The following is a 20,839-nucleotide window of genomic DNA, read 5'->3' as shown; positions in this document are numbered from 1 at the left end:
GCCGCCGCGCTACCGGCGGTCAGGCCGCCCAGCGCACCGGCCCCCACCACTCCGAGCCCGGTCATCCCCGCGGCCCGCAGGAATCGGCGGCGGTCTTGGTCGTTCTCCGCGCTCCGGTTGATCATTGAAGCCGCATAATGCTTGCCAAACACGGACGAACTCCTCCCCGCCCGCGCGGGGAGCGCGGGCGTCACTCGCGGTCGGCGAGAACGGATCTTTCCTGGACGATGCGAGTTCGGTGCCAGCGACGGACCGGTTTGGTCAGTTGCGCCTATCAGGTGAACCGGATCCGCTGAAGCCCGACGAACGCGTGCTCGCCGCGATGCAGAGAGGCTGCCGCACAGTCGAAAGCTCGTAGAGGCCGCGATGTGGGGTACGGGTACGTACGGGAACGCACGGGAAACGTGATTCCACCCGGTCGCCTCGGCAGGCTTGGCGTAGTGCTTCACGCAGCCATCCACAACTCCCCGGCGTCTCGACCGGACTCTGGGGCCGAACTGAGGAGGAATCATGCCTGAGGTGACCGGAGGCATCGCCGCGGCAGTCGTCGCCGGCAGCATCGCTGTCGCGGGTGTGGTGACCGGCGGTGCCAGCGCCGAGGCCGCCCAAGTCGCGAATGCCTGCCGATCGTGGGTGACACACGACTACGCGCGCATCACGGACAACATCCGCCTCGACTCCTGCTACTACGTGACCGGCGGCTACGTGATGTCCGCCCAAATCCCGTTCGAGAACTATTCCGGTGCGGGCCTGACGTATTGCGCACACGCACTCGACACGTCGAACCTCGGCGGCCCCTGGCCCCACGACTTCGGCTGCACTTCTTCCGGCGACAAGGATTCGTGGGTCTGGGCAGGAACCGACCGGCCCTTCGGCTCCCGCTACCAGTACTGGAGTGCGCCGCAGGGCACCTACGTGGTCTCCACCGGAGTCTGGCTGAACGGCCGCTACCTCGGCGACGTCCAGAGCCCGCGGACCTACATCGGCGCGCACTAGACGCACTGACCCGGGAGATCGCGATCGCGGGGACGCGTGATCCGATGATCTCGGTGCGAAGGGGGACCTCCGGGTTTGGTGCGGATCGCCATGATCCGCACCAAACCGCGGCGGTCACACCGCAATGCCGTGCTGAGTCCGACGGGCGGGTTGCTTCGTGGACCAGCAAGGGCCGCTCCGCCGGACCGCGCGCCCGGCAAGACGCTCGACGCAACGCCGTGGACGACCACTCCGGGCCGGCTTGCTCCAAGATCCCGCTCGACGAGCGGAAAGCGACCGCTGCCGCGTTCTGGCGGTGAGCCCGAATCTCCTTTGCCTCCCGAGGAATCACCGTCCAGCGCGTGCTGACCGACAACGGCTCATGCCGCACAGTCCCGTCTCTGGCGCGAAACCCTCGCCAAGGCGGCGATCTCCCACAAAACAGACCCGCCCTTGCCGCCGCGATCGCCTGGTTCCTCCTGCGGCAGGTGCGCTTTGAGGCAGGCACCGTCGGTTTCCGCCACTCGTCCGACCCTGATCAGGACTATGCCCACCTGGACCTGGGGTCATTTGTGCACATTGTCGGATCGGCGGCGAGCGTGGACTTTCCGCCTGGCTGTGCCCGATCGGCCGCATCGACGGGCAGGCTGACTGTGTGCCCACCGGAGCAAGTGCCCCGCTCCCGGAGGCCCCGGTCGACATCGAGATGGCCGCCACCAGCACGCTGACCCCGGTGCTCTGCGCGATCGCGGACTCCCACAGGTTCCGTGCGAACTCGAACACTTCTCCCATCCGCGGCGGCGAATTTCTCCGCACAAGTCCGTACACCTCGTAGACTTGCCATTGGCTTAGACCACCGGGGGAGTGCGGGGGTGGCGCAGGCGTGGGTGTATCCGGGGACTTGGCTCCGAGTCCTGATGAGGCTGTCGATCTGGCCGAGTTCGTCTCCTTGCTGGGAGAGTTGCGCGCCTGGGCGGGGCAACCCTCGTATCGGAGTCTCGCCAAACGGGTGGGTCCGCTGATGCGGCCCGCGCAGGTGGTGTCGCCGTCCACGGTGGTGGACGCGTTCAAACCGGGACGTCGGCGGCTGGACATCGATTTGGTCGTCGCGATCGTCAAGGCCCTGGGACTGGACGAAGCGGCGGTCGCCCGGTGGCGGATGGCGTGTATCGCCGCGCACGCCAACGCCAAGACCGGCGGCCCCGTGGGGGTGTTCCGTCAGTTGCCGGCCGACCTGGCCACATTCACCGGGCGGACGCGGGAGCTTGCTCAGCTGATGGACGCGGCCGCGGACGACGGCCGCCGCGGCCCGCGGACGGTGGTGGTCTCGGCGATCGAGGGCATGGCCGGGGTCGGCAAGACCCGGCTGGCCGTACGCGCCGCGCACGAACTGACGCGCGCCGGACGGTACGCGGACGTGCAGCTGTACGTTGATCTGCGCGGCTTTGACGCGGAGCTGTCGCCGGCCGATCCCGGTGCCGTGCTGGACGGCTTCCTGCGGCAGCTGGGCGTGGCCGCCCAGCGGGTTCCGGAGGGGCTGGACCAGCGGGCGGCGATGTTCCGCGACCGGATGGAGGGCAAGGACGCGCTGGTCCTGCTGGACAACGCGGCGGATGACCGGCAAGTGCGCGACCTCATTCCGGCGAGCCCCACCTGTCTGGTGCTGATCACCAGCCGGCGCACCTTGGCCGCGCTGGAGGGGGCGACTTTCCATCCGCTGGACGTGTTCGGCCAGTCGGAGGCCCTGGACCTCCTTGCCCGCATCGCGGGAGCCGACCGGGTCGCCGCCGAGCCTTCCTCCGCCGAACAGATCATCGAGGCCTGCGGTTGCCTGCCGTTGGCCGTCTCGCTCGCGGCTTCCCGTCTGCGCTCCCGCCCGTCGTGGCGGCTGGCCGACTTCGCCGAACGCATCGCCGACGCGGGCCTGGTTTCCGCGAGCATCGGCGGACGCTCCGTGCGCGCTGTTTTCGACCTTTCCATGGATGTGCTCCCGGAATCGCTGCGGCGATTCTTCCTCGCGGCAAGCCTGTTCCCCGGTGGCGACTTCACCGCGCAGGCGGCTGCCGCGCTTGCCGATACAGGCGTCGGCGCCGCGCGGCAGATGCTGGAGCAATTGCAGGACGAACATCTCCTGCAACAGAACACCCCCGGTCGATACGCGTTCCACGACCTGCTCAGGACGTATGCCAGGGAGCTTGCCGCCGAGGAATCGACCAGAAGCACCCCCGCGGTCGACGAGCCGGTGCGCGGTCACGCGCGCGGGAAGGACACCGAGACCGACGGGGTCGGAGCGGATCTCGGCGCACTGACTCGGTTGTTCGACCACTACCGGTACACGGCCGCGGTGGCCATGGACCTGGTCGAGCCCGCGACGCGGGAGCGGCGGCCCCGCGTAACTCCGCCGGACACCGAGGCGCAAGGCTTCGCCGGCCGCGCCGAGGCGCTCGGCTGGCTGCAGACCGAACGACCCAACCTGCTGGCCGTCGCCGCGCGCGCGGCCTCCTGCGGCCTCGCCGTACACGTAAGCCAGCTCTCGCACATCACCTGGCGCTTCCTGCACGACCACGGCCACCATCGCGACGCGCTCGAGCTGCACACGCTCGCTGCCACGGTCACGAGAGCGAGCGGGGACCGCAGGGGCCAGACCAACGCGCTGCGCTTCAGCGGCCTGGCTTGCGAACGCCTCGGCATGCTCCGGGAGGCTCTCGCCGCGTTCGAGCAGGCCCGCGCGCTGTGCGAGGACCCGGGCGATCGGGCCGCCATCTTGGAGGGCTTGGGCAATGTCAACGTGCTGAGGTGCCGGTATGCGCGGGCCATCGGGTATTTCGACCAGGCTCTGGCCCTGTGGCAGTCGTTGGGCCGCATGCTCGGCGTCGGAAACAACCTGGGAAACCTGGGCATCGCCTCGTTCCATCTCGGCCGCTACGGCACAGCGCACGACTACCTGGTCAGGGCACTCGCCGTGCACCGGGACCACGGCTATCCGACGTCTCAGGCCCAAGCGCTGATCTGGCTCGGCATCGCCGGAGAACGAACCGGAAACTACGCCGAAGCAGCCGAGCATCTGAACCGGGCGCTCGAGCTCACCCAGGCGCACAGCCTGCCCGCCGAAGAGTCCGACGCCCTCGAGGTCCGGGGCCGGGTGCGGCTCGCCCAGGGGGACAGCGACCAGGCGCTGGCAGACCTCCTGTGTTCGCTGGAGATCCGCGGCCAGCACCTCAACCAGCCGAACATGTGCAACAGCCTGCTGGCGCTTGGTGCTTTGTACCAGCGACAACGGGAGTACGACCGCGCACTGGACCATCTCGGCAGGGCGCTCGAGACCGCCCGCGAGGTCGGTACACCAGCCGGCCAGTGCGCCGCACTCACCGGACTCGGCGAGGTACTGGCGGCACTCGGAGACACCTCGTCCGCGCTCGATCATCATCGGCGGGCACTCGAATTCGCCCGGAAGGCCGGCGATCCCTACTGGCTCGCGCGAGCCCGCGAGGGCCTGGGAATGGTGTTGCGCACCGAAGGCCACGAGGCGCGGGGCACGATCCAACTTCAGGCCGCTCACGACGCCTACGAGAAAATCGGCGTGCCCGACGCGAAAAGGGTCGAGGCACACCTGCCCGGGAGACAGGTGTCGGCTCCATAGCGAAGTTTTGCTGACGGATCGCGTCCCTTGTGCGGTGTCGCCGATCTGACGCCGAGCCTACCGTGCCGTCTATGGTTGCCGCGGTCCAGGCGACCAATCTGGTCGATACCCGCAACAGCCAGCCCGCGAATCCGGAAACATGTGAAGGCGCGATGCGGCTTGCGGGCTGCGTTGAGCGGGATCGAAATAGTCCGACCCAGGATTTCTGGACGGCAAAATATAGGCAATCGGACCGGCCGGCCGGAAGCATTGCGTGAGTGTCCACTATGGAGTATCTGGGCCGTCCGCCGATCAGAATCGCGGACGTCCCGGGCTCGCACGGCCAAGCAGGTCGGGCTGTTTCACCGCACCGACAGCGACGTCGCGGCGCTTTGATGGTGCCTGGCCGGCGGTATACCCGCTGGCCAGGCACCACTTTGAGGTCTTCTTCCCCTGCGCGGTTCACCTACGGCAGGGCGCGGATCCTGTGGCGGTTAGCCGCGACTTGCGGGTCTGTCACCCAACTACGGGCAAGCGCTTGGGATCATGTGCTCGGGATCAGCGACTCTTCTGGTCGACCCACCACTTCTGCCCAGTCTCGGGCAGCGTCTGGATCGGGTCGTAGTACGGGTACTTCCGCTGCAACGCCTCCGGATCCTCGTGCTCGATCCCGGTCCGGTAATTCTTGGTCCAGTACGAAATACCCAGCTCCCGGTCGTACTCCGCTAACTGGTGCACCCACCGCTTCCCGACATACGGCACATCGCACACAATCCGCGGCGTGGCATACCCCGGCAAATACCCCATAATAGGATGCTGCAATTCCTGCGCCTCGTGCACGGAAACCCGCCAGTGCTCCGCATTGGGAATCATGTCGCACGTATAGAAGCACTCGTGGCAGGTCGGAAGGAAGACGGCGCTGATCAGGAATGTTCGCGAAAGTGAACATCCACAGTGGATTTCTGGGCCGTTTCTGGGACATGCTGGAATAAGGATCTGGGGAGCGGCGTGCTGTGGCCGTCGCCGTTCGCCTCGGCGGTTGGCGGTCATGGCGCGCAACGTTGGTCGTTGGCGGCAGCATTATGCCGCTTCGGCTTCCCTCGCGCGCGGACTGGGGCAAGAAGCAGTCGTACGTTTGGTGCGGCAGTCTGGTATTTGATGAGAGGCATTCGGACCGAGTCGTGTGTTTCGTGTGGTCGGCGCGTGCGACAAATAAGGCTTGGGCTGAGCCGCATGGTGAGGGAAGTGGCATACGGAACCACGTAGCGTGGTCTCCAATGCGCCACTGGTTGCTTGTCTGGCTCGGCCGACGGAGGAAGCACTCCCGACTTGCCCGCGGCCGAACGAGACCAAGCCATGTGAGCGGCCCTGGGGTCGCGGCGGGGTAGCTGGGCCGCTCCGAACTGACCGCGGAACGTTCCTCCTGGATCCGGACGAGCCGCGCGGCAGGAGTCACCGGACTGAAGCGAGCGAGGCCGCAATATCGCTCTCCGCCGTGCCGAAGTTGACCCACTGCGTCGTGTCGTGCCCGGGTCGCTTCGGCGAATCTCCTGTCGTCCGCGATCGTCCGAGTCTGCGTGAGCTCAATGGCAAGTTCCCCGCCCGCACGAAGCGCAATGATCACCGCAGGCTGGCGGACCGTGCGGTCTCCGACGGGCTGACGACGAAACGGGACCAGACAGCGCCAGGGGTGGTGGAAGCCCCACGTCGAGGTCACTTCGGTCACCAAACCGCGGCAGTCGAGCAGATCATGCCGGACCCAGTCAAGACGTGCTCCCGGATGACCGCCGGATCAGCTTCGATGAGGTCGCGGACGCCCCGGCGCCGCCACGCTGGTTCGGCATCAGGGCGTACTGGCGCGGCACCACCGCCAGCAGCCGAGTGGTGAGCAGCAATTCGGGTTCGCGCCGCGGGGTCTCCGCGCGGGGCAGTTCGGGGAAGCCGAAATCCTTGGCGGCCAGCACCTACTGGCCCGACTAGCTCGCGAGGCGCGGGCTGCCGCCCACCCGCAACACGCTTGAGGACTGCGTACACCGCTAGCGTGCAGGAAGATCCATGCCATGACGCCCGACTCCCGATTCCGGCTCGTTCCGATGCGACCGCGCGACCCGAACGAAGCCGGGCGCGCCGCGTCCACCTTGGAGCTGTTCTTCGACCTCGTCTTCGTGGTCGCCGTGAGCATCGCTGCCGCGCAGTTGCACCATGCGCTCGGCGAGGGGCACGTGCTCGACGGGATCGGCAACTACTGCGTCGTGTTCTTCGGGATCTGGTGGGCCTGGATGAACTTCACCTGGTTCGCCACCTCGTTCGACACCGACGACTGGCTGTACCGGGTCTTCACGATCGTGCAGATGGGCGGCGTGCTCGTCCTCGCCTCCGGCATCGGTCCGGCGTTCGAGCACGGCGACTATTCGGTGCTGATCCTCGCCTACGTCGTGATGCGCTTCGCGCTCGTGGCCCAGTGGCTGCGCGCGTCGCGATCAGGCGGGCCCGCGCGCCGGGCGACGCTCATCTACGCGGCGGGCATCACCCTGGTCCAGTTGCTGTGGCTGGCTTCGCTGCTGCTTCCGGCCGGGATGTTCACGGTCGCGCTGATCGTGCTCGTCGTCGCGGAAATCGCCGTGCCGGTCGTCGCCGAGCGCACCGGGTCCACGCCCTGGCACCCGCATCACATCACCGAACGGTACGGCTTGTTCACGCTCATCCTCCTCGGCGAGAGCCTGCTCGCCTCTGCCAACGCGATCATCGAAGCCCTTCGCGACACCGAATCGCCCGGAGAACTCATCGGCATCGCCGTGCTGACTCTCGTCGCGACGGCGGCGCTGTGGTGGATCTACTTCTGGCCGCCGCATCACCGCGCCATCAGGGGCTTCGCGAGTTCGCTGGCCTACGGGTACGGGCACTTCTTCATCTTCGCCGCCGCGGGAGCGTTTTCCGCCGGCATCGAGGTCGAGATCGACGTCCTCACCGGACACAGTGCGCTGCATCAGCCTGGCGCGTCTTTCGCCTACACTGTTCCGCTCGCGGTCTTCGTGCTCGGCATCTGGGCTCTCGCGATCCGGCCGCACGCCGACCGGGTCGTCAACGCCGTCCTGCCGTTGGCCGGGCTGCTGGTCCTGGTGGACCCTTTCATTCCGGTCCCGTTCGCGCTCACGGCCGCGATCCTCGCCGGAGCGGTCGTGGTCCTCGTCTGGCGGCGGCCGCTCGACGGCCAGGAGGTCTGACGGCCGCGGCGGGGTTCAGTCGAAGACCACGACGCTGCGCGCGGTTTCGCCTTTCCCGAGCTTCGCGTATCCGTCGTTGACCTGGTCCAGCGTGATGGTCTCGGAGACGAGGTCGTCCAGGTTCAGCCTGCCTTGCCGGTACAGCCGCGCGTAGAGCGGGATGTCGATCTCCGCCACGGTCGAGCCCATGAACACTCCGCTCAGTTTCTTGTTGCCGCGTAACAAGTCATCGGCAGTGAGCGCGGCCCCGGTCCCCGGTTTCATCTTGCCGACGACGTACGTCGAACCGCCGCGGCCGGTGATGTCGGTCGCCTGCCGAACGGTTTGCGGCAGCCCGACGACCTCGAAGGCGTAGTCGACACCGCCCTTGCCGACGATTTCCCGGACGCGGGCGGCGAGATCGGCCTCTTCGGCCGGGTTGACGACCTCGGTGGCGCCGAACGTGCGGGCGAGTTCGAGCTTGGCCGGCTGGAGGTCGATCGCGATCACGTGGCTCGCCCCGGAAATCGCGGCTCCCTGCACGACGTTGAGGCCGACCCCGCCGCAGCCGATCACGGCGACGGTGTCCCCGAACTTCACCCGGGCGGCGTTCTTGACGGCCCCGACGCCGGTGATGACGCCGCAGCCGAGCAGCGCGGCCCGGTCGAAGGGGAGGGCCTTGTCGACCGGGACGAGATTGCGCTCGTGCACCAGGATCTTTTCCGCGAAGCCGCCGATGTCGCCGATCTGGGTGACGGTCTTGCCGTCCAGCGAATACCGCGGCCGCTCGTTCGGTCCGCGCCGGATCGCGCCGGGGTTGGCGCAGTTCGTCGGGACGCCGAGCACGCAGTCGGCGCAGGCGCCGCAGCTCGAGATCAGGTTGGCGACGACGTGATCGCCCGCCTTCACTCCGGTGACGTCCGCGCCGGTCGATTCCACGACGCCGGCGACTTCGTGGCCGAGGACCAGCGGCAGCGGCCACCCGAAGTCCGTGTTCATCGTGTGGAGGTCGCTGTGGCACAGCCCGCTGGCCTTGACCTTGACCACGACCTCGCGCGGCATCGGCTCGTCGAGCTCGATCTCGCGGATCTCGAGGGGCTTGCCCACCTCGACCATGACGGCCGCTCTCATCGGATGTCTCCTGTCTCTTCGATCGGGTGTGCTCAGCGAATGGGCCAGTCGAGATCCGCGGGAATGCCGATGCTGTTGATCTCGACGAACTCGTCGAACCCTTCGAGACCCAGTTCGTAACCGAGCCCGCTGTCCTTCACCCCGCCGAACGGCGCGGCGAGCCCGGCCGGGCATCCGTTGACCTCGGTCATGCCGGTCTCCATGCGGGCAGCGAACTTCGCGGCGCGCATCGGATCGGCGGAGAACACCGCGCCGCTGAGGCCGTAGCGGGAGTCGTTGGCGATCGCCAGCGCCTCTTCCTCGGTGTCGTACTCGAGCACCGAGACCACCGGACCGAAGACCTCCTCCTGCGCGATGTGCATCGACGGAGTGACGCCGGTGAAGACGGTCGGCTCCACGAACCAGCCGGTGTCCAGCCCCTTCGGACGGCCGCCGCCGACGATCGGAACGGCTCCTTCGCGCACTGCTGCGGCGATCATGCCCTCGACGCGTTCACGGTGCGCCGCGCTCACGAGGGGGCCGAAGTAGACCTCCGGGTCGAGCGGATCGCCGATCTTGAGCGCGCTGATCTTCGCCGCCAGTGCGTCGACGAATCGGCCGGAGACGCTTCGGGGAAGCACGATCCTCGTTTTGGCGGTGCAGACCTCGCCGTTGCTGCGCAGCGCCGCGTGCAGCACGGTGTCGACGGTCGACTCCACGTCGACGTCGTCGAGCAGCACGGAGGCGGACTTGCCGCCGAGCTCGAGGGTGACGGGGCGCAGCAGCCCGGCGCATGCCGCGGCGATGCTCTTGCCCACGCCGGTCGATCCGGTGAAGGAGATCGTGTCGACCCCCGGATGGGAAACCAGGTGCTCGCTGGCGGGCCGGTCCCCGGACACGATGTTCAGCACGCCCGCGGGCAGACCTGCCTTCCGGGCCATCTCCGCGAAGAGGTACTGGTTCAAGGGTGCGTCGGGAGCGGACTTGACCACCGCGGTGCATCCGGCCAGCAGCGCCGGGGCGAGCTTCATGACGGTGATCAGATGGGGTGCGTTCCACGGAACGATCGCGCCGAGCACTCCGGCGGGACGGCGGTGCACGAGGGCACGGCCGGACGGGGCCTCGCGGATTTCCTCGAACGGGTAACTCTGGGCGAGTTCCGTCATTTGGTCGACGATCAGCCGGGGACGCCGGGCCTGGATGGGCACCGAATGCTGGATCGGCGTGCCCATCTCCGCGGACACGAGCTCGGCCATCGTCGCTTCGTTCGCCTGCATCTCGGCGCTGAGCCTGCGCATGACGTCCGAACGCTCGGCCAGCGACATCCGCGGCCACGGGCCCTTGTCGAAGGCTTCGCGTGCTGCCGCGACGGCCCGGTCGATGTCGGCTTCGACGCCCATGGGCACCGTCGCGATGGGCTTTTCGGTGTAGGGGGAGAGCACGGTCAGCTTCTCGCCCGTGGACGGGGCGACCCATTCGCCGCCGATGAACAGGCTGTCGTAGCGGCCTTGCCACATGATGTCCGTTTCCTTTCCGGTCTTCAGATGTCTGGTCGAAGTCGCTCGTCAGGTCAGCGCGCCGGGGTCTGTGCCGCGGCGAGCGTCCCCAGGGCGGTGACGGCGTCGCGCAGCCGTCCGAGCGCCGCGGTGGTGTCCTCGGAGGTCGTTCCTTCCGCGTCGCCTGGCTGCGCGGCGCTCACCGGGGCCTGCGCGATCGCGTCGAGGTCGCGCGAGGCAGCCTCGACGCGGGACGTGACTGCTGTGCGTTCCTCGGCGTTCCAGGCGGGAGCGAGCGCGGAGAGGGCCGCGATCTGTCGCCGTACGCTCGTCACCGCGTCGATGGCCGGGTCGAGGGCGTCGTTTTCCCAGCGGCCGTGCTGGTCGCGAGGTTCGAGACGGGCACCGCGGGCCGCCGCGGTGAACTCCAGCGCAGTCAGGCGGGTGCGCACCACGGCGTGACCGGCTGCGAGCCGGTGCGTTTCGTCGTCCGCCGCCCAGAGGAGCACCAGTGCGTCGATCTGCCGCGCGGTCGCCTCCGCCCACTCGGCGAGCCGCTCGGTGAGCAGGCGCCGGTGCCACGTGGGAGCGAGGAGATAGGCGGCGAACGCGAGCAGGCAGCCGATGATCGTGTCGAGGCCGCGAGTGGTCGCGCCGAGCGGGCCGGGAGTCAGCGAGCCGATCCAGGCGACCACCCAGAACATCGTGTACGGCTGACCACAGCTGCGGAACGCCAGGTAACCGCAGAACAGCAGAAGCAGCACGACGGCGTGCAGAGCCGGGACGTAGGGCAAGAAGGACAGCGCCACGCCGGCGACCGCGCCCGCGACGGTGCCGAGGGAACGTCCGATGCCGCGCGCGAAGGTGGAGCCGTAGTCCGGGAACACGATCAGCGCCGCCGCGACGACCACCCAGAAACCGTGCCCGGCAAGGAAAGCCGCCGATCCCAGCCAGGAGCCCACCGCCATGCCGGCCACCTGCGCGACGACGCAGACGACCGCCAGGCGAAGCGCGTGGTGCAGGATCGGAGAGCCCCAGCGCAGCTCGTCCGCGATCAGTTCGAAGGAACTCGGCGTGTGCCGCTCGTCGGAAGCGGGGGCAACCTGCTCGCCCGCGGCGAGCCGAGTCGCGGCGTCCACCGCACGCGCCACGGCGCGCTGGAGTTCGCTGCTCGGCTCGCCCGGCCACGCGACCGCGAGAGGGGAGCCGCCGGCACGTGTGCGCGAAACCGTTGAAGCGATGGCGACCAGCCGGCGAGCCGAGGCCTCCTGCCAACGGGCCGATTCGTCGTCCGCGCGATTGCCGAGCGCGCGCATCAATTGCCCGATTTCCTCGCCGCGTACCACGAGCTGCGTGAGCCGGTCGAGCTCGCGGTGGCTGCTCCAGCGCAGCAATGCCAGGCTTCGGTCGGCGGCCAGGAGAGCGGAGTCCCCGGCTCCGCCGGACGCGATCGCCCGGTAGAAGCCCGCGACGGCACCGCGCTGCGCCGAGTGCTGGGACTCGTATGGGGGAAGCAGCTGTGCGAGGTTCATGATCGCGAACCCCACGGCGAAGAACGCGACGACCTGGCCCGTGCTCGCCGTCAGCTCCGCCGAGATCTCGGCGAACGCCAAGAAGACGATGGTGACGACCGTCAGGCGCATGCTGATTCCGATCGCGACGGCGCGCAGGAGCCCGGAAACCAGGAAGAGCACGAAGACAGCCGTCAGGATCAGCGCCCAGTTCCCGGAAACCAGCACCCCGAGCCCGGCGGCGGCGATCTGCGCGACGCTGGTCGCGAGCGTCGCGGCGATGCGGGACCGGTTGTGCGGCATGACCGCGGCGATCGTGCCCAGGAACGCGCCCACGACGACCAGCAGCTGCTGCTCCGGGTCGTGCAGGAGATATCCGACGACCGTCGCGATCAGCATGCCGACCGCGACCCGCGTCAGCTTGAGCGGGTCCTGGAGCGGTTTGCCCGGCCGCATGCCGCGCCGGGCGGCGTCCCGGAAAGCAACCCAGTCCATGTTCGAAACACCTTTGCTTGAAAGCCGAGAGCGCGGCGGGGTCAATCGCCCGTGCTCGCGCCGAGGTTGTCGTGGATGCGCGACAGCAGCCGCCAGGCGGTCTTGCGGCCGGTGCCCTCGATGCCGGACGTCAGGCCGCGCAGCCATTGCTCGACGAGCGGGAGGACGTCCTTTACGCGCTGTTCGCCGTCCGGTGTGATCGTCAAGGTCTGCACTCGGCGGTCGGCCTCGTCGCTGCCGCGGACGACGAACCCGCGCTTGACGAGCCCGTCGATCAGGCCGGTGACGGTCGCCCGCTTGACTTCCAATTCCTCGGACAGCCGTGCGGGCGTGATCCCCGGCGCCTCGCCCACCGCGAGAAGAGCGGCGAAACGGCCGCCCGACAGGTCGTGCCGGACGAGCAGTTCGTTGTAGGCGTCGTCGATCCGGCGCGCTGTCGCCAGCAGGCCCATCGCGAACTCCGCTTGCCCGCTGCCGTCGAGACGACGCAGCAGCAGCCCTTGCCTCGGTCCGAGCATCGCATCCATAGCCGCCATACTATCAGGTGCCTAACTACTTTGCCGCGCTGTGCCGCGCTGGGCCGCGCCGGGGGCCGCCGAGGCCGCTACCAGACCGGCCGGTCGCCGTCGGTGCCCGGCTTGTCGACGCCGAGGTTCTCGCGAACGTGCTTCTCCGGATGGGCCGCGATGTCGGCGACGAGCGCTGCGACGCTCTTGCGCGACACTGTGGTGCCCTTGAACGGTTCGTCGCGCCGGGTGACCTCGTAGGAGACCTCGTCGGCGTCGGAGAGCCAGGCTGGGCGCAGCACCGTGTAATCCAGCGACGAGGCTTCGATCGTGTCGGATGCCGCCGCGTAGGTGTCCAGTGTGGAGGCGCCGATTGTGGCGCGGTTCCAACGGCCGAACGCGCCGGGGACTTCGTGGTAGATGCCCAGCGCGGTCACGAAGACGAGGCGGTCGACGCCCTCGGCTTCCATGACCGCGACGATGGCCCGCGCCTGCTCGTCGATGGCACCGGCGAGGTTCGCGTAGACGATGTCCTGCCCGCGCACCGCTTTCGCGAGTGCTGCGCGGTCTCTCGCGTCACCCTCGATCACCGTCGCTCCATCGGGGACGTTATCGATGCGGCTCTTGTCGCGGGCGAACAGCGTGAGCGCGGCACCCTGCTCCGCCAGCATGCCGATCGCCCACGAGGCGATCTGCCCGGACGCGCCGAGCACGAGAACGTTGGTCATGAGGATTCCCTTCCTGGTGCGGGCATCGACGGGTCAACCAGCGAACCGGGGCGCCCGCCGGGCCTCGAAAGCAGCGATGCCCTCGGCCGGGTCGGGCCCGGCCATCGCCCGCACGACGGCTTCGCGTTCAAGCCGCAGCCCGCTTCCGAGCGGTTCGTCCACGGCTGTGCGGCAGAGGCTTTTCATCGCGGTCAGAGCGGGCCTGCTGCGCGTGGCGAGTGTTTCGCAGTATCCGCGCGCCGCTGCGGCCAGTTCGGCGGCGGGCACTACGTAGCTGGCCAGACCCCACTGCGCCGCGGTCCGGGCGTCGATCCGGCGTCCGGAATACATCAGGTCCAGTGCGCGGTTCGGCCCGACGACGCGGGGGAGTCGCTGGGTCGCGCCCCACGCCGGGACCAGCCCGTATTGCACGTGCTGGTCGCCGAAGCGGGCGTTGTCGGCGGCGAAGACCACGTCGCAGCAGAGGATCAGCTCCAGTCCGCCGGCCAGGACCAAACCTTGGCAGGCGGCCACGACCGGGAGCGGGCTGTCCGCCAGCCGCGCCAGCGTGGCGTGCACGAGCCGCAGGAATTGTTCCAGCGCGGGGGAATCGCCGAGCATCGTCTTGGCTTCGGCGAGATCCCCGCCGGTGCAGAAGTGGTCGCCGCTCGCGCACAGCAGAACGGCCCGCACCCGGATCCCGGCCGCTCGAACTCGTCCAGCCCGGCGGCCGTCTCGGCGAAATCGGTGCTGCGCAGGGCATTGAACTTGCCCGGCCGGTTCAGCTCCAGCACTCCGACCGCGCTGGCGCGCGTGACGGCGACCATTAGGAGACCCTTGCCGCGCTGCCGCCGAGCCCGGCGCGAGCCATGCTGCCGCAGAGGACGGACTGCGGACGGGCGGGCGCGGAGTGCGTCGGGCCGGTGGCGGGATTTCTGCTGGGAGACATGCGAGCAACCTAAACAGCTGTTTCTTCGCGAGCAATGCGAAATTCCGAAAGCGGTGATTCGAGATAGCGAAAGTTCGGTGTCCGGGTTTCAGCTTTCCGCCAGCCTTGATTGCCTGCGACGGCGATCTGGGCCAGTCCCGGGTGCCTGGCTGTCCGGTTCCTCGGGCAGCCAGGCACCGCGTACGCCGGTCAGACAGCCTGAGCGGCGGAGCCTGCCTGTGCGGTTGACGTTTTCGTGCTCAGCCGGGGAAGTTCCCGCAGCAGCAACCCGGCGACAACGGAAATCAGTGCCGCCCCGCCGTTGTAGATCGCCACTGTCGTCCAACTGCCGCTCGACTTGAACAACGCCGCCGAGATCAACGGTGCGAACGAGCCGCCCAGCACCGCGCCCAGGCCGTAGGACACCGCCAGCGCGCTGTAGCGGATCGAAGGCGGGAAGGCGAGCGCGAAGAACGTCGGCTCGGCGGCGGAGTTCGCGCTTACGGCCATGAACAGCAGCACGAAACCGGCCACCATCGGCAAATAGCTGCCGCTGCCCAGCAGCGGGTAGAACGCGAACGGGGTCAGCACCAGGGCGATCGCCGACACCACGAACACCTGCTTGCGGCCGAACCGGTCGGCCAGCAACCCGAACAGCGGCGTGCTGACCATGTACATCGCGGTCACGATGAGCAGCATCGACAGCAGCGTGGTCTTCGGCTGGTGCAGCACCGAAGTGCCGTAGGTCAGCGAATACACCGTCACCACATAGAAATTGACGTGCGTGCCGAGACAGCACAGCATCACCAGGATCATCGGACGCCAGCCGCGCTTGATCGCGTCCGCGAGCGGGACTCGTTTCACCGCCTGGGCGTTTTCCACGCGGACGAACTCGGGGCTTTCGTCGAGCTTGACCCGGATGTACAGGCCGACGAGCACCAGGACCGCGCTCAGCAGGAACGGGATGCGCCAGCCCCAGGTGAGGAAGGCGTCGCCGGGGAGTTCGTTCAGCACCAGGAACAGCAGGTTCGCGAGCAGCAAGCCCCAGCCGGCGCCGGAGTTGACGAACGCGCCGGCCAGGCCGCGGCGTTTGTCGCCGGAGCTTTCCACGCTCATCACGAAGCCGCCGGCTTGTTCGCCGCCGAGGGCGAGGCCTTGGATCAAGCGGCAGAGGACGAGCAGGATCGGCGCGGCGATGCCGATCGTGTGGTAGGTCGGCAGCAGGCCGATCGCGAAGGTGCCCACGCCCATCAGCATCATGGTCAGGAACAGCACTCGTTTGCGGCCGACGCGGTCGCCGAGGTTGCCGAAGATCGCGGCGCCGATCGGGCGCATCACGAAGGCGATCGCGAACGTCGACAGCGACAGCAGGACCCCGGCTGCCGGGTCGACCTGCGGGAAGAACAGTTTTCCGAAGACCAGCGAGGCGGCGACCCCGTAGACCAGGAAGTCGTAGTACTCGACGGTGGTGCCGACCATGCTCGCCACGACGGCGCGGCGGCCGGATCGGGCGCGGGCGGCGGGTTCCGGTGCGGGCGGGGATTTCGGCGTCGTCATTGAACGCCCCTCTCCGAATGGGGTGCGGCGGACCGGGAAATGTGATCGAAATCGGACCCCGAGCGGGGTCGCCGTAGCGTAAGCAGGCCGTTCGGGGTAATCAATTCGGAGTTCCCGAAGTGCGGCTTCGGGTTTGCGAAATAGGTTTCCGCCCCGCGCGCGCGTAGCGTCGCGAGGATGGAGGACACGCATTCCGGACCGCTGGCCGGGGTACGGATCGTCGAGCTCGGCGGGGTCGGGCCGACGCCGTTCGCCTGCATGCTGCTGGCCGATCTCGGCGCCGAGGTCTTGCGGATCGAACGCCCGCCCGGCTACGACGGCGGCGCGCCGGTCGAACCGCGCTTCGAGCTGATGAATCGCGGCCGCCGCGGCGTGCCGCTGGACCTCAAGACCCCGGCCGCGGTCGCCGCCGTGCTGCGGATGGCCGAGCGGGCGGACGCGCTGGTGGAGGGGTTCCGTCCCGGCGTCGCGGAGAAGCTGGGGCTCGGGCCGGACGAGTGCCTGGCCGCGAACCCGGCACTGGTGTACGGCCGGATGACCGGCTGGGGCCAGGACGGTCCGCTCGCCACAGCCGCGGGTCACGACGTCAACTACGTGTCCCTGACCGGCGTCGTGCACTCGATCGGCGAGGCGGGAGGACCGCCCGTCATCCCGCTGAACCTGACCGGCGACTTCGGCGGCGGGTCGCTGTACTTGGCTCTCGGCGTGGTGTCCGCGCTGCTGGAAAGTCGCAGTTCAGGCAAGGGGCAGGTGGTGGACGCCGCCATGGTGGACGGTTCTGCGTCGCTGATGACTGCCTTCTACGGCTTCCGGGCGGCGGGCTACTGGACCGACGAGCGCGGCACGAACCGGCTCGATTCCGGCGCGCCCTGGTACCAGGTCTACGAGACCGAGGACGGCGGCTGGATCAGCCTCGCCGCGAACGAGACCCGTTTCTGGCGCAACACCCTGCGGATGCTCGGGCTCTCAGAGGACGAACTGCCCGGGCAGCACGACCGGCAGCGCTGGCCGGAAATGAAAAAGCGCTTCGCCGAGGTGTTCCGGACGAAGACGCGTGACGAGTGGTGCGCGCTCGCCGAAGGGCAGGACGTGTGCCTCGCGCCGGTGCTGTCGATGGCGGAGGCTCCGCACCATCCGCATCTGCGGGCCCGGGGCACGTTCGTCGAGGTCGACGGCGTCGTGCAGCCCGCACCCGCGCCGCGGTTCAGCCGCACGCCCGGGGCGATCCAGCGGCCGCCTGCCGCGCCGGGGGAGCACGCAGAGGAGGCGCTGGCCGACTGGGGCTTTTCCGCTGCGGAGGCCGCGGCCTTGCGCACCGGGTTCGGAAATCCCGAATCCCGTCTTCGAGAACCGTCAATTGGCTTTCCGGTCCGGCCGCATTAACCTGATGGAAACCGCGATGGGAGTACGAGAAAATGTGCGCGAATTTCCTCAATGAATCGCAGGCCGAATGGCTGAAGACGGTCAACGACTTCATGGACAACGAAATCACCGTCGAGTATGTCCGGAACTGCGACTTCGAACGGCAGTACCCGTACGAGGCCTATGACAAGATCGCGAAGCAGGGCTGGCTCGGGATCCTGATCCCGGAGTCCGAGGGCGGCTCCGGCGGGGACATCTTCGACTACTCCCTGATGGCCGAGGGGCTCGGCAAGTTCGGCTTCGACTTCGCCTGCTCGGTGCTGGTGCCCACGTTCACCGCGATGAACATCATCAAGTACGGCACCGCGGAGCAGAAAGCCCGCTACGTCAAGCCGTTCATCGACGGCGAGATCCGGTTCTCCGTCTCGATCTCCGAGCCGGACGCCGGTTCGGACGCGGCCAACACCAAGACTCACGCGCGGCAGGACGAGAACGGCGACTGGATCGTCAGCGGCTCGAAGCTGTGGTGCAGCGGTGCGGCGGCGAAGGACACCGTCATCGCGATGCTGGTCCGCACCGACAAGAACGACAAGCACAACGGCCTGTCCGTGCTGCTGATCCCGAACGACACCCCGGGCCTGGACATCCGCAAGCTGCCCACGCTGTCCCGGCACGCCACCGGCACCACCGAGATCTTCCTCGACGAGGTCCGGGTGCCCGCGGACGCGCTGCTCGGCGAGGTCGGCCAGGGCTGGAAGATCATCACCGAGCACCTGGAGCTGGAACGCTGCGCGGTCGCCGCGGCCTACACCGGCAACGCGCAGGAGGCGGTCAGCAACGCCAACCGCTACGCCCACCAGCGCACCCAGTTCGGCAAGCCGATCCGCGATTTCCAGGTGCTCAAGCACATGCTGGCGGAGAACCAGACGCGCGTCGACGCCGCTCGCCTGCTCTGCTACCGCGCCGCGCAGATGAAGGCCGAGAACCTGCCGGCCGCGCGCGAGACGTCGATGGCGAAGCTGTACGGCTCGGAGACCCTGAAGCAGTGCGCGCTCGACGGCATGCAGATCCTGGGCGGCTACGCGAACCTGCCCGAGGGCGACATGGAGCGCTACCTGCGCGAAAGCATCCAGTCGACGATCGGCGGCGGCACCTCCCAGATCCAGCGCACGATCATCGCGAAGTCGATGCGCCTGCCCGCCTGAACCGCTTTTCCCGAGGAGAGAAGATCAATGGGGATCAACAACCGCATCGACATGCCTTACGACGAGCTGGAGGTCGGCCAGGTCTTCCGCACCGGCGGGCGGACGATCACCGAGGCCGACGTCGTCAACTACTGCGCGCTGACCGGCAACTGGATCGAGATCCACTCCAACAAGCACTACGCGGAGCAGACCCGGTTCGGCAAGCGGCTGGTGCAGGGGTCGCTGACGTACTCGATCATGACCGGGCTGATCCAGTTCGGCCCGTCGATCCAGGCGAACTACGGGATCGACAACCTGCGCTACCTCAAGCCGGTCGCGATCGACGACACGATCTACGTGACCGCCGAGGTCACCACGAAGAAGGAAAAGGACGAGAAGTACGGCGTCACCACGTTCCTGATGAAGGCGCTCAACCAGGACGGCTACGTGGTGCAGCGCAGCGAGTGGAGCCTGCTGATGCTGCGCCGCCGCGAGGACCTCGAAGCGCTGCTCGCGGCGTCCCTGCCGACGGAGAAGCAGCCGGAGAAGAAGTGAGCGCCGGCGAACCGGTCGCCGCGATCGTCGGGATGGGCGACGCGTACGCGTCGAAGGCCGACCGGAAAGACCCGCTGCAGCTGGCCACCGAGGCGACGATGGCCGCGCTGGCCGACGCCGGGATCGGCAAGCACCAGGTGGACGCGGTGTTCACCGGGCGCTCGCCGTGGGCGGACAAGCGGTCCCAGTGGAGCAACATCTTCATCTCCCATCTGCAGATGCCGGTGACGCTCAACAGCGAGATCACGCTGCACGGAGCCGGGCTGACGTCGACCATCGCGGTGGCGTCGCAGATGATCGCGGCCGGCGCGGCGGAGTATGTGCTGTGCGTGCAGAGCGACGCGACCGAGTTGTTCGTGGACGCGGTGGCGATGGGTTCGGAGGCCGATTCGGACCCGCAATACGAAGTGCCGTACGGCCCGACCATTCCGTCGCTGTACGGGCAGGCCGCGTGCCGGTACTTCCACGAATACGGGCTGACCGAGGAAGACCTCGCCGACGTCGCGATCGCCAACCAGCGGTGGGGCGCGCAGCATCCGCACGCGGCGAAGCGCAAGCACGGCGAGATAGACCGTGAGAAGGTGCTGTCTTCGCCGTACGTCGCCACGCCGCTGCGCCGGTGGATGTGCTCCACGTGGGGAGGCGGCACCGGCGGCGCGCTCGTAGTCACCTCCCCGGAGCGCGCGAAGGAAGCGCGCGACCCGGTCTGGGTGCGCGGCTACGGTTCGGCGACCACGCACGAGTACCTCACCGACCGGATGAACATGCGGTCGGGCCGGTTCGCCGGGCTGGGCGAGTTCCCGAACCTGACACACACTGCGACCGTGGAGGCCGCCCGCCAGGCATTCACCCGGTCCGGGCTGACTCCGTCCGATGTGGACATGCTGCAGCTGTCGGTCAACTTCGCGCACATGGGCCCGATCATCATGGAGGACCTGGGTTTCGCGAAGAAGGGTCACGGCATCGACGTGTACCGCGAGGGCCGCACCGGGGTGGACGGCGACCTGCCGACCGACACCAACGGCGGCTGGCTTTCCTTCGGGCAGCCGGGGATCTCGTGCAATATGGACAGTCTGGTCGAGGCGGTCCGGCAGTTGCGGGGGACCGCGCTGGGGCTGGCGCCGAATCGGAAACCGCGCACGGTGCTGGTGCAGGGCGCGGGCGGAATGCTCGCCGCGGCGGGTGTGATGGTGTTGTCCGGCAACGACGCTGGGAGGCCGTGATGAGCGAGGACTGGCCGCAGCCGTACCGGCTGCCGGATGCCGAACCGTACTGGTCGGCGCTCGACGAGGAACGGCTCACTTACCAGCGCTGCGGTTCGTGCAGCGAGGTCGTGTGGCCCGCGCATTCGTACTGTCCGCACTGCTCCGCCCGCTCGCTGGACTGGGAAGAGTCTCGGGGGCGCGGCACGGTGTGGTCCTACAGCACGATCACGCGCGGTCCGACGCCGGTGTGGGCGGCGATCGTGCCTTACACGGTCGGGTTCGTCGAACTGGCGGAGGGTTACCAGCTGTTCACCCAGATCGAAGCGGAACCGGACGCGATCGAGATCGGCATGCCGGTCGAGGTCCGCTTCGTGCGGCGCGGGGAGCAGACGCTCCCGGTGTTCGCCCCGGCAACGGAGGAATGAC

17 protein-coding genes and 2 pseudogenes are annotated in these 20,839 nt (G+C 68.4%); 8 read left to right on the top strand and 11 right to left on the bottom strand.

What is annotated here, in order from left to right; all coding sequences use genetic code 11:
- Positions 1–152, bottom strand: a pseudogene (locus tag ACFXI3_RS10160) (ferritin-like domain-containing protein); the annotation flags it as partial.
- A 358-nt stretch (positions 153–510) separates the two neighbouring features.
- On the opposite strand from ACFXI3_RS10160, the gene ACFXI3_RS10155 reads away from it, so the two are divergent.
- The gene (locus ACFXI3_RS10155) at positions 511–996 is read left to right on the top strand and encodes a hypothetical protein (protein WP_378399296.1); all 486 of its coding nucleotides are present in this window, start codon (positions 511–513) and stop codon (positions 994–996) included.
- Positions 997–1,858: 862 nt separating this feature from the next.
- On the top strand, positions 1,859–4,615 hold the full coding sequence (locus ACFXI3_RS10150) for an ATP-binding protein (protein WP_378399295.1): 2,757 nt from the start codon (positions 1,859–1,861) through the stop codon (positions 4,613–4,615).
- Between the two features lie 537 nt (positions 4,616–5,152).
- Here ACFXI3_RS10150 and ACFXI3_RS10145 read toward each other — a convergent pair.
- Both ACFXI3_RS10145 and ACFXI3_RS10140 read right to left on the bottom strand, forming a co-directional pair.
- Positions 5,153–5,482 (bottom strand): annotated as a pseudogene (locus tag ACFXI3_RS10145) (lysine 2,3-aminomutase); the annotation flags it as partial.
- An 875-nt stretch (positions 5,483–6,357) separates the two neighbouring features.
- Complete coding sequence (locus tag ACFXI3_RS10140; protein ID WP_378399294.1) at positions 6,358–6,558, bottom strand: hypothetical protein; 201 nt, start codon at positions 6,556–6,558, stop codon at positions 6,358–6,360.
- Positions 6,559–6,654: 96 nt separating this feature from the next.
- Here ACFXI3_RS10140 and ACFXI3_RS10135 point away from each other — a divergent pair, with 96 nt between their 5' ends.
- The gene (locus ACFXI3_RS10135) at positions 6,655–7,818 is read left to right on the top strand and encodes a low temperature requirement protein A (protein WP_378399293.1); all 1,164 of its coding nucleotides are present in this window, start codon (positions 6,655–6,657) and stop codon (positions 7,816–7,818) included.
- 15 nt (positions 7,819–7,833) lie between these two features.
- On the opposite strand, the gene ACFXI3_RS10130 is transcribed toward ACFXI3_RS10135, so the two are convergent.
- The 8 genes from ACFXI3_RS10130 to ACFXI3_RS10095 form a co-directional block, all read right to left on the bottom strand.
- Positions 7,834–8,928 carry a Zn-dependent alcohol dehydrogenase gene (locus tag ACFXI3_RS10130; RefSeq protein WP_378399292.1) on the bottom strand — a complete coding sequence of 365 codons (1,095 nt, stop codon included), beginning with the start codon at positions 8,926–8,928 and terminating at the stop codon, positions 7,834–7,836.
- Between the two features lie 32 nt (positions 8,929–8,960).
- Entirely contained in the window at positions 8,961–10,424 is a 1,464-nt protein-coding gene (locus tag ACFXI3_RS10125; RefSeq protein ID WP_378399291.1) for an aldehyde dehydrogenase, read from the bottom strand.
- Positions 10,425–10,477: 53 nt separating this feature from the next.
- A complete protein-coding gene (locus tag ACFXI3_RS10120) occupies positions 10,478–12,409 on the bottom strand; it encodes an FUSC family protein (protein ID WP_378399290.1) in 1,932 nt (643 codons plus the stop codon).
- 41 nt (positions 12,410–12,450) lie between these two features.
- Positions 12,451–12,936, bottom strand: coding sequence for a MarR family winged helix-turn-helix transcriptional regulator (locus ACFXI3_RS10115; RefSeq protein ID WP_378399289.1), 486 nt, complete (start codon positions 12,934–12,936; stop codon positions 12,451–12,453).
- A gap of 77 nt (positions 12,937–13,013) precedes the next feature.
- Positions 13,014–13,643 (bottom strand): SDR family oxidoreductase, encoded by a 630-nt coding sequence (locus tag ACFXI3_RS10110; protein ID WP_378399288.1) that lies wholly within the window; start codon positions 13,641–13,643, stop codon positions 13,014–13,016.
- Positions 13,644–13,676: 33 nt separating this feature from the next.
- Positions 13,677–14,315, bottom strand: a complete 639-nt coding sequence (locus ACFXI3_RS10105) for an enoyl-CoA hydratase/isomerase family protein (protein WP_378399287.1) — start codon at positions 14,313–14,315, stop codon at positions 13,677–13,679.
- Positions 14,316–14,448: 133 nt separating this feature from the next.
- Positions 14,449–14,571: a hypothetical protein gene (locus ACFXI3_RS10100; protein ID WP_378399286.1), complete on the bottom strand. Its 123-nt coding sequence runs from the start codon at positions 14,569–14,571 to the stop codon at positions 14,449–14,451.
- A 189-nt stretch (positions 14,572–14,760) separates the two neighbouring features.
- The gene (locus ACFXI3_RS10095; protein ID WP_378399285.1) at positions 14,761–16,107 is read right to left on the bottom strand and encodes an MFS transporter; all 1,347 of its coding nucleotides are present in this window, start codon (positions 16,105–16,107) and stop codon (positions 14,761–14,763) included.
- A gap of 177 nt (positions 16,108–16,284) precedes the next feature.
- Here ACFXI3_RS10095 and ACFXI3_RS10090 point away from each other — a divergent pair, with 177 nt between their 5' ends.
- From ACFXI3_RS10090 to ACFXI3_RS10070, 5 genes are read left to right on the top strand one after another with little or no spacing between them, the layout of a single operon-like run.
- Positions 16,285–17,490, top strand: a complete 1,206-nt coding sequence (locus ACFXI3_RS10090) for a CaiB/BaiF CoA transferase family protein (protein ID WP_378399284.1) — start codon at positions 16,285–16,287, stop codon at positions 17,488–17,490.
- 32 nt (positions 17,491–17,522) lie between these two features.
- Complete coding sequence (locus ACFXI3_RS10085; protein ID WP_378399283.1) at positions 17,523–18,674, top strand: acyl-CoA dehydrogenase family protein; 1,152 nt, start codon at positions 17,523–17,525, stop codon at positions 18,672–18,674.
- A 27-nt stretch (positions 18,675–18,701) separates the two neighbouring features.
- Complete coding sequence (locus ACFXI3_RS10080; protein WP_378399282.1) at positions 18,702–19,208, top strand: MaoC/PaaZ C-terminal domain-containing protein; 507 nt, start codon at positions 18,702–18,704, stop codon at positions 19,206–19,208.
- A complete protein-coding gene (locus ACFXI3_RS10075; protein WP_378399281.1) occupies positions 19,205–20,431 on the top strand; it encodes a thiolase family protein in 1,227 nt (408 codons plus the stop codon). The genes ACFXI3_RS10080 and ACFXI3_RS10075 overlap by 4 nt, the downstream gene beginning before the upstream one ends.
- Positions 20,431–20,838 carry a Zn-ribbon domain-containing OB-fold protein gene (locus ACFXI3_RS10070; RefSeq protein ID WP_378399280.1) on the top strand — a complete coding sequence of 136 codons (408 nt, stop codon included), beginning with the start codon at positions 20,431–20,433 and terminating at the stop codon, positions 20,836–20,838. The genes ACFXI3_RS10075 and ACFXI3_RS10070 overlap by 1 nt, the downstream gene beginning before the upstream one ends.
- The last annotated feature ends 1 nt before the right edge of the window (position 20,839 follow it).

Source organism: Amycolatopsis sp. NPDC059235 (assembly GCF_042754125.1).
In the GTDB taxonomy this organism is placed as follows: Bacteria; Actinomycetota; Actinomycetes; order Mycobacteriales; family Pseudonocardiaceae; genus Amycolatopsis; species Amycolatopsis albidoflava.
This window is presented reverse-complemented; position numbering and strand designations above follow the sequence as displayed.

Excerpts from the sequence above, each read along its gene's own strand:
- ACFXI3_RS10155 (WP_378399296.1), top strand. The coding sequence starts at position 511 with ATGCCTGAGGTGACCGGAGGCATCGCCGCGGCAGTCGTCGCCGGCAGC.
- ACFXI3_RS10135 (WP_378399293.1), top strand. The coding sequence starts at position 6,655 with ATGACGCCCGACTCCCGATTCCGGCTCGTTCCGATGCGACCGCGCGAC.
- ACFXI3_RS10130 (WP_378399292.1), bottom strand. The coding sequence starts at position 8,928 with ATGAGAGCGGCCGTCATGGTCGAGGTGGGCAAGCCCCTCGAGATCCGC.
- ACFXI3_RS10125 (WP_378399291.1), bottom strand. The coding sequence starts at position 10,424 with ATGTGGCAAGGCCGCTACGACAGCCTGTTCATCGGCGGCGAATGGGTC.
- ACFXI3_RS10120 (WP_378399290.1), bottom strand. The coding sequence starts at position 12,409 with ATGGACTGGGTTGCTTTCCGGGACGCCGCCCGGCGCGGCATGCGGCCG.
- ACFXI3_RS10115 (WP_378399289.1), bottom strand. The coding sequence starts at position 12,936 with ATGGATGCGATGCTCGGACCGAGGCAAGGGCTGCTGCTGCGTCGTCTC.
- ACFXI3_RS10110 (WP_378399288.1), bottom strand. The coding sequence starts at position 13,643 with ATGACCAACGTTCTCGTGCTCGGCGCGTCCGGGCAGATCGCCTCGTGG.
- ACFXI3_RS10100 (WP_378399286.1), bottom strand. The coding sequence starts at position 14,571 with ATGTCTCCCAGCAGAAATCCCGCCACCGGCCCGACGCACTCCGCGCCC.
- ACFXI3_RS10095 (WP_378399285.1), bottom strand. The coding sequence starts at position 16,107 with ATGACGACGCCGAAATCCCCGCCCGCACCGGAACCCGCCGCCCGCGCC.
- ACFXI3_RS10090 (WP_378399284.1), top strand. The coding sequence starts at position 16,285 with ATGGAGGACACGCATTCCGGACCGCTGGCCGGGGTACGGATCGTCGAG.
- ACFXI3_RS10085 (WP_378399283.1), top strand. The coding sequence starts at position 17,523 with ATGTGCGCGAATTTCCTCAATGAATCGCAGGCCGAATGGCTGAAGACG.
- ACFXI3_RS10080 (WP_378399282.1), top strand. The coding sequence starts at position 18,702 with ATGGGGATCAACAACCGCATCGACATGCCTTACGACGAGCTGGAGGTC.
- ACFXI3_RS10070 (WP_378399280.1), top strand. The coding sequence starts at position 20,431 with ATGAGCGAGGACTGGCCGCAGCCGTACCGGCTGCCGGATGCCGAACCG.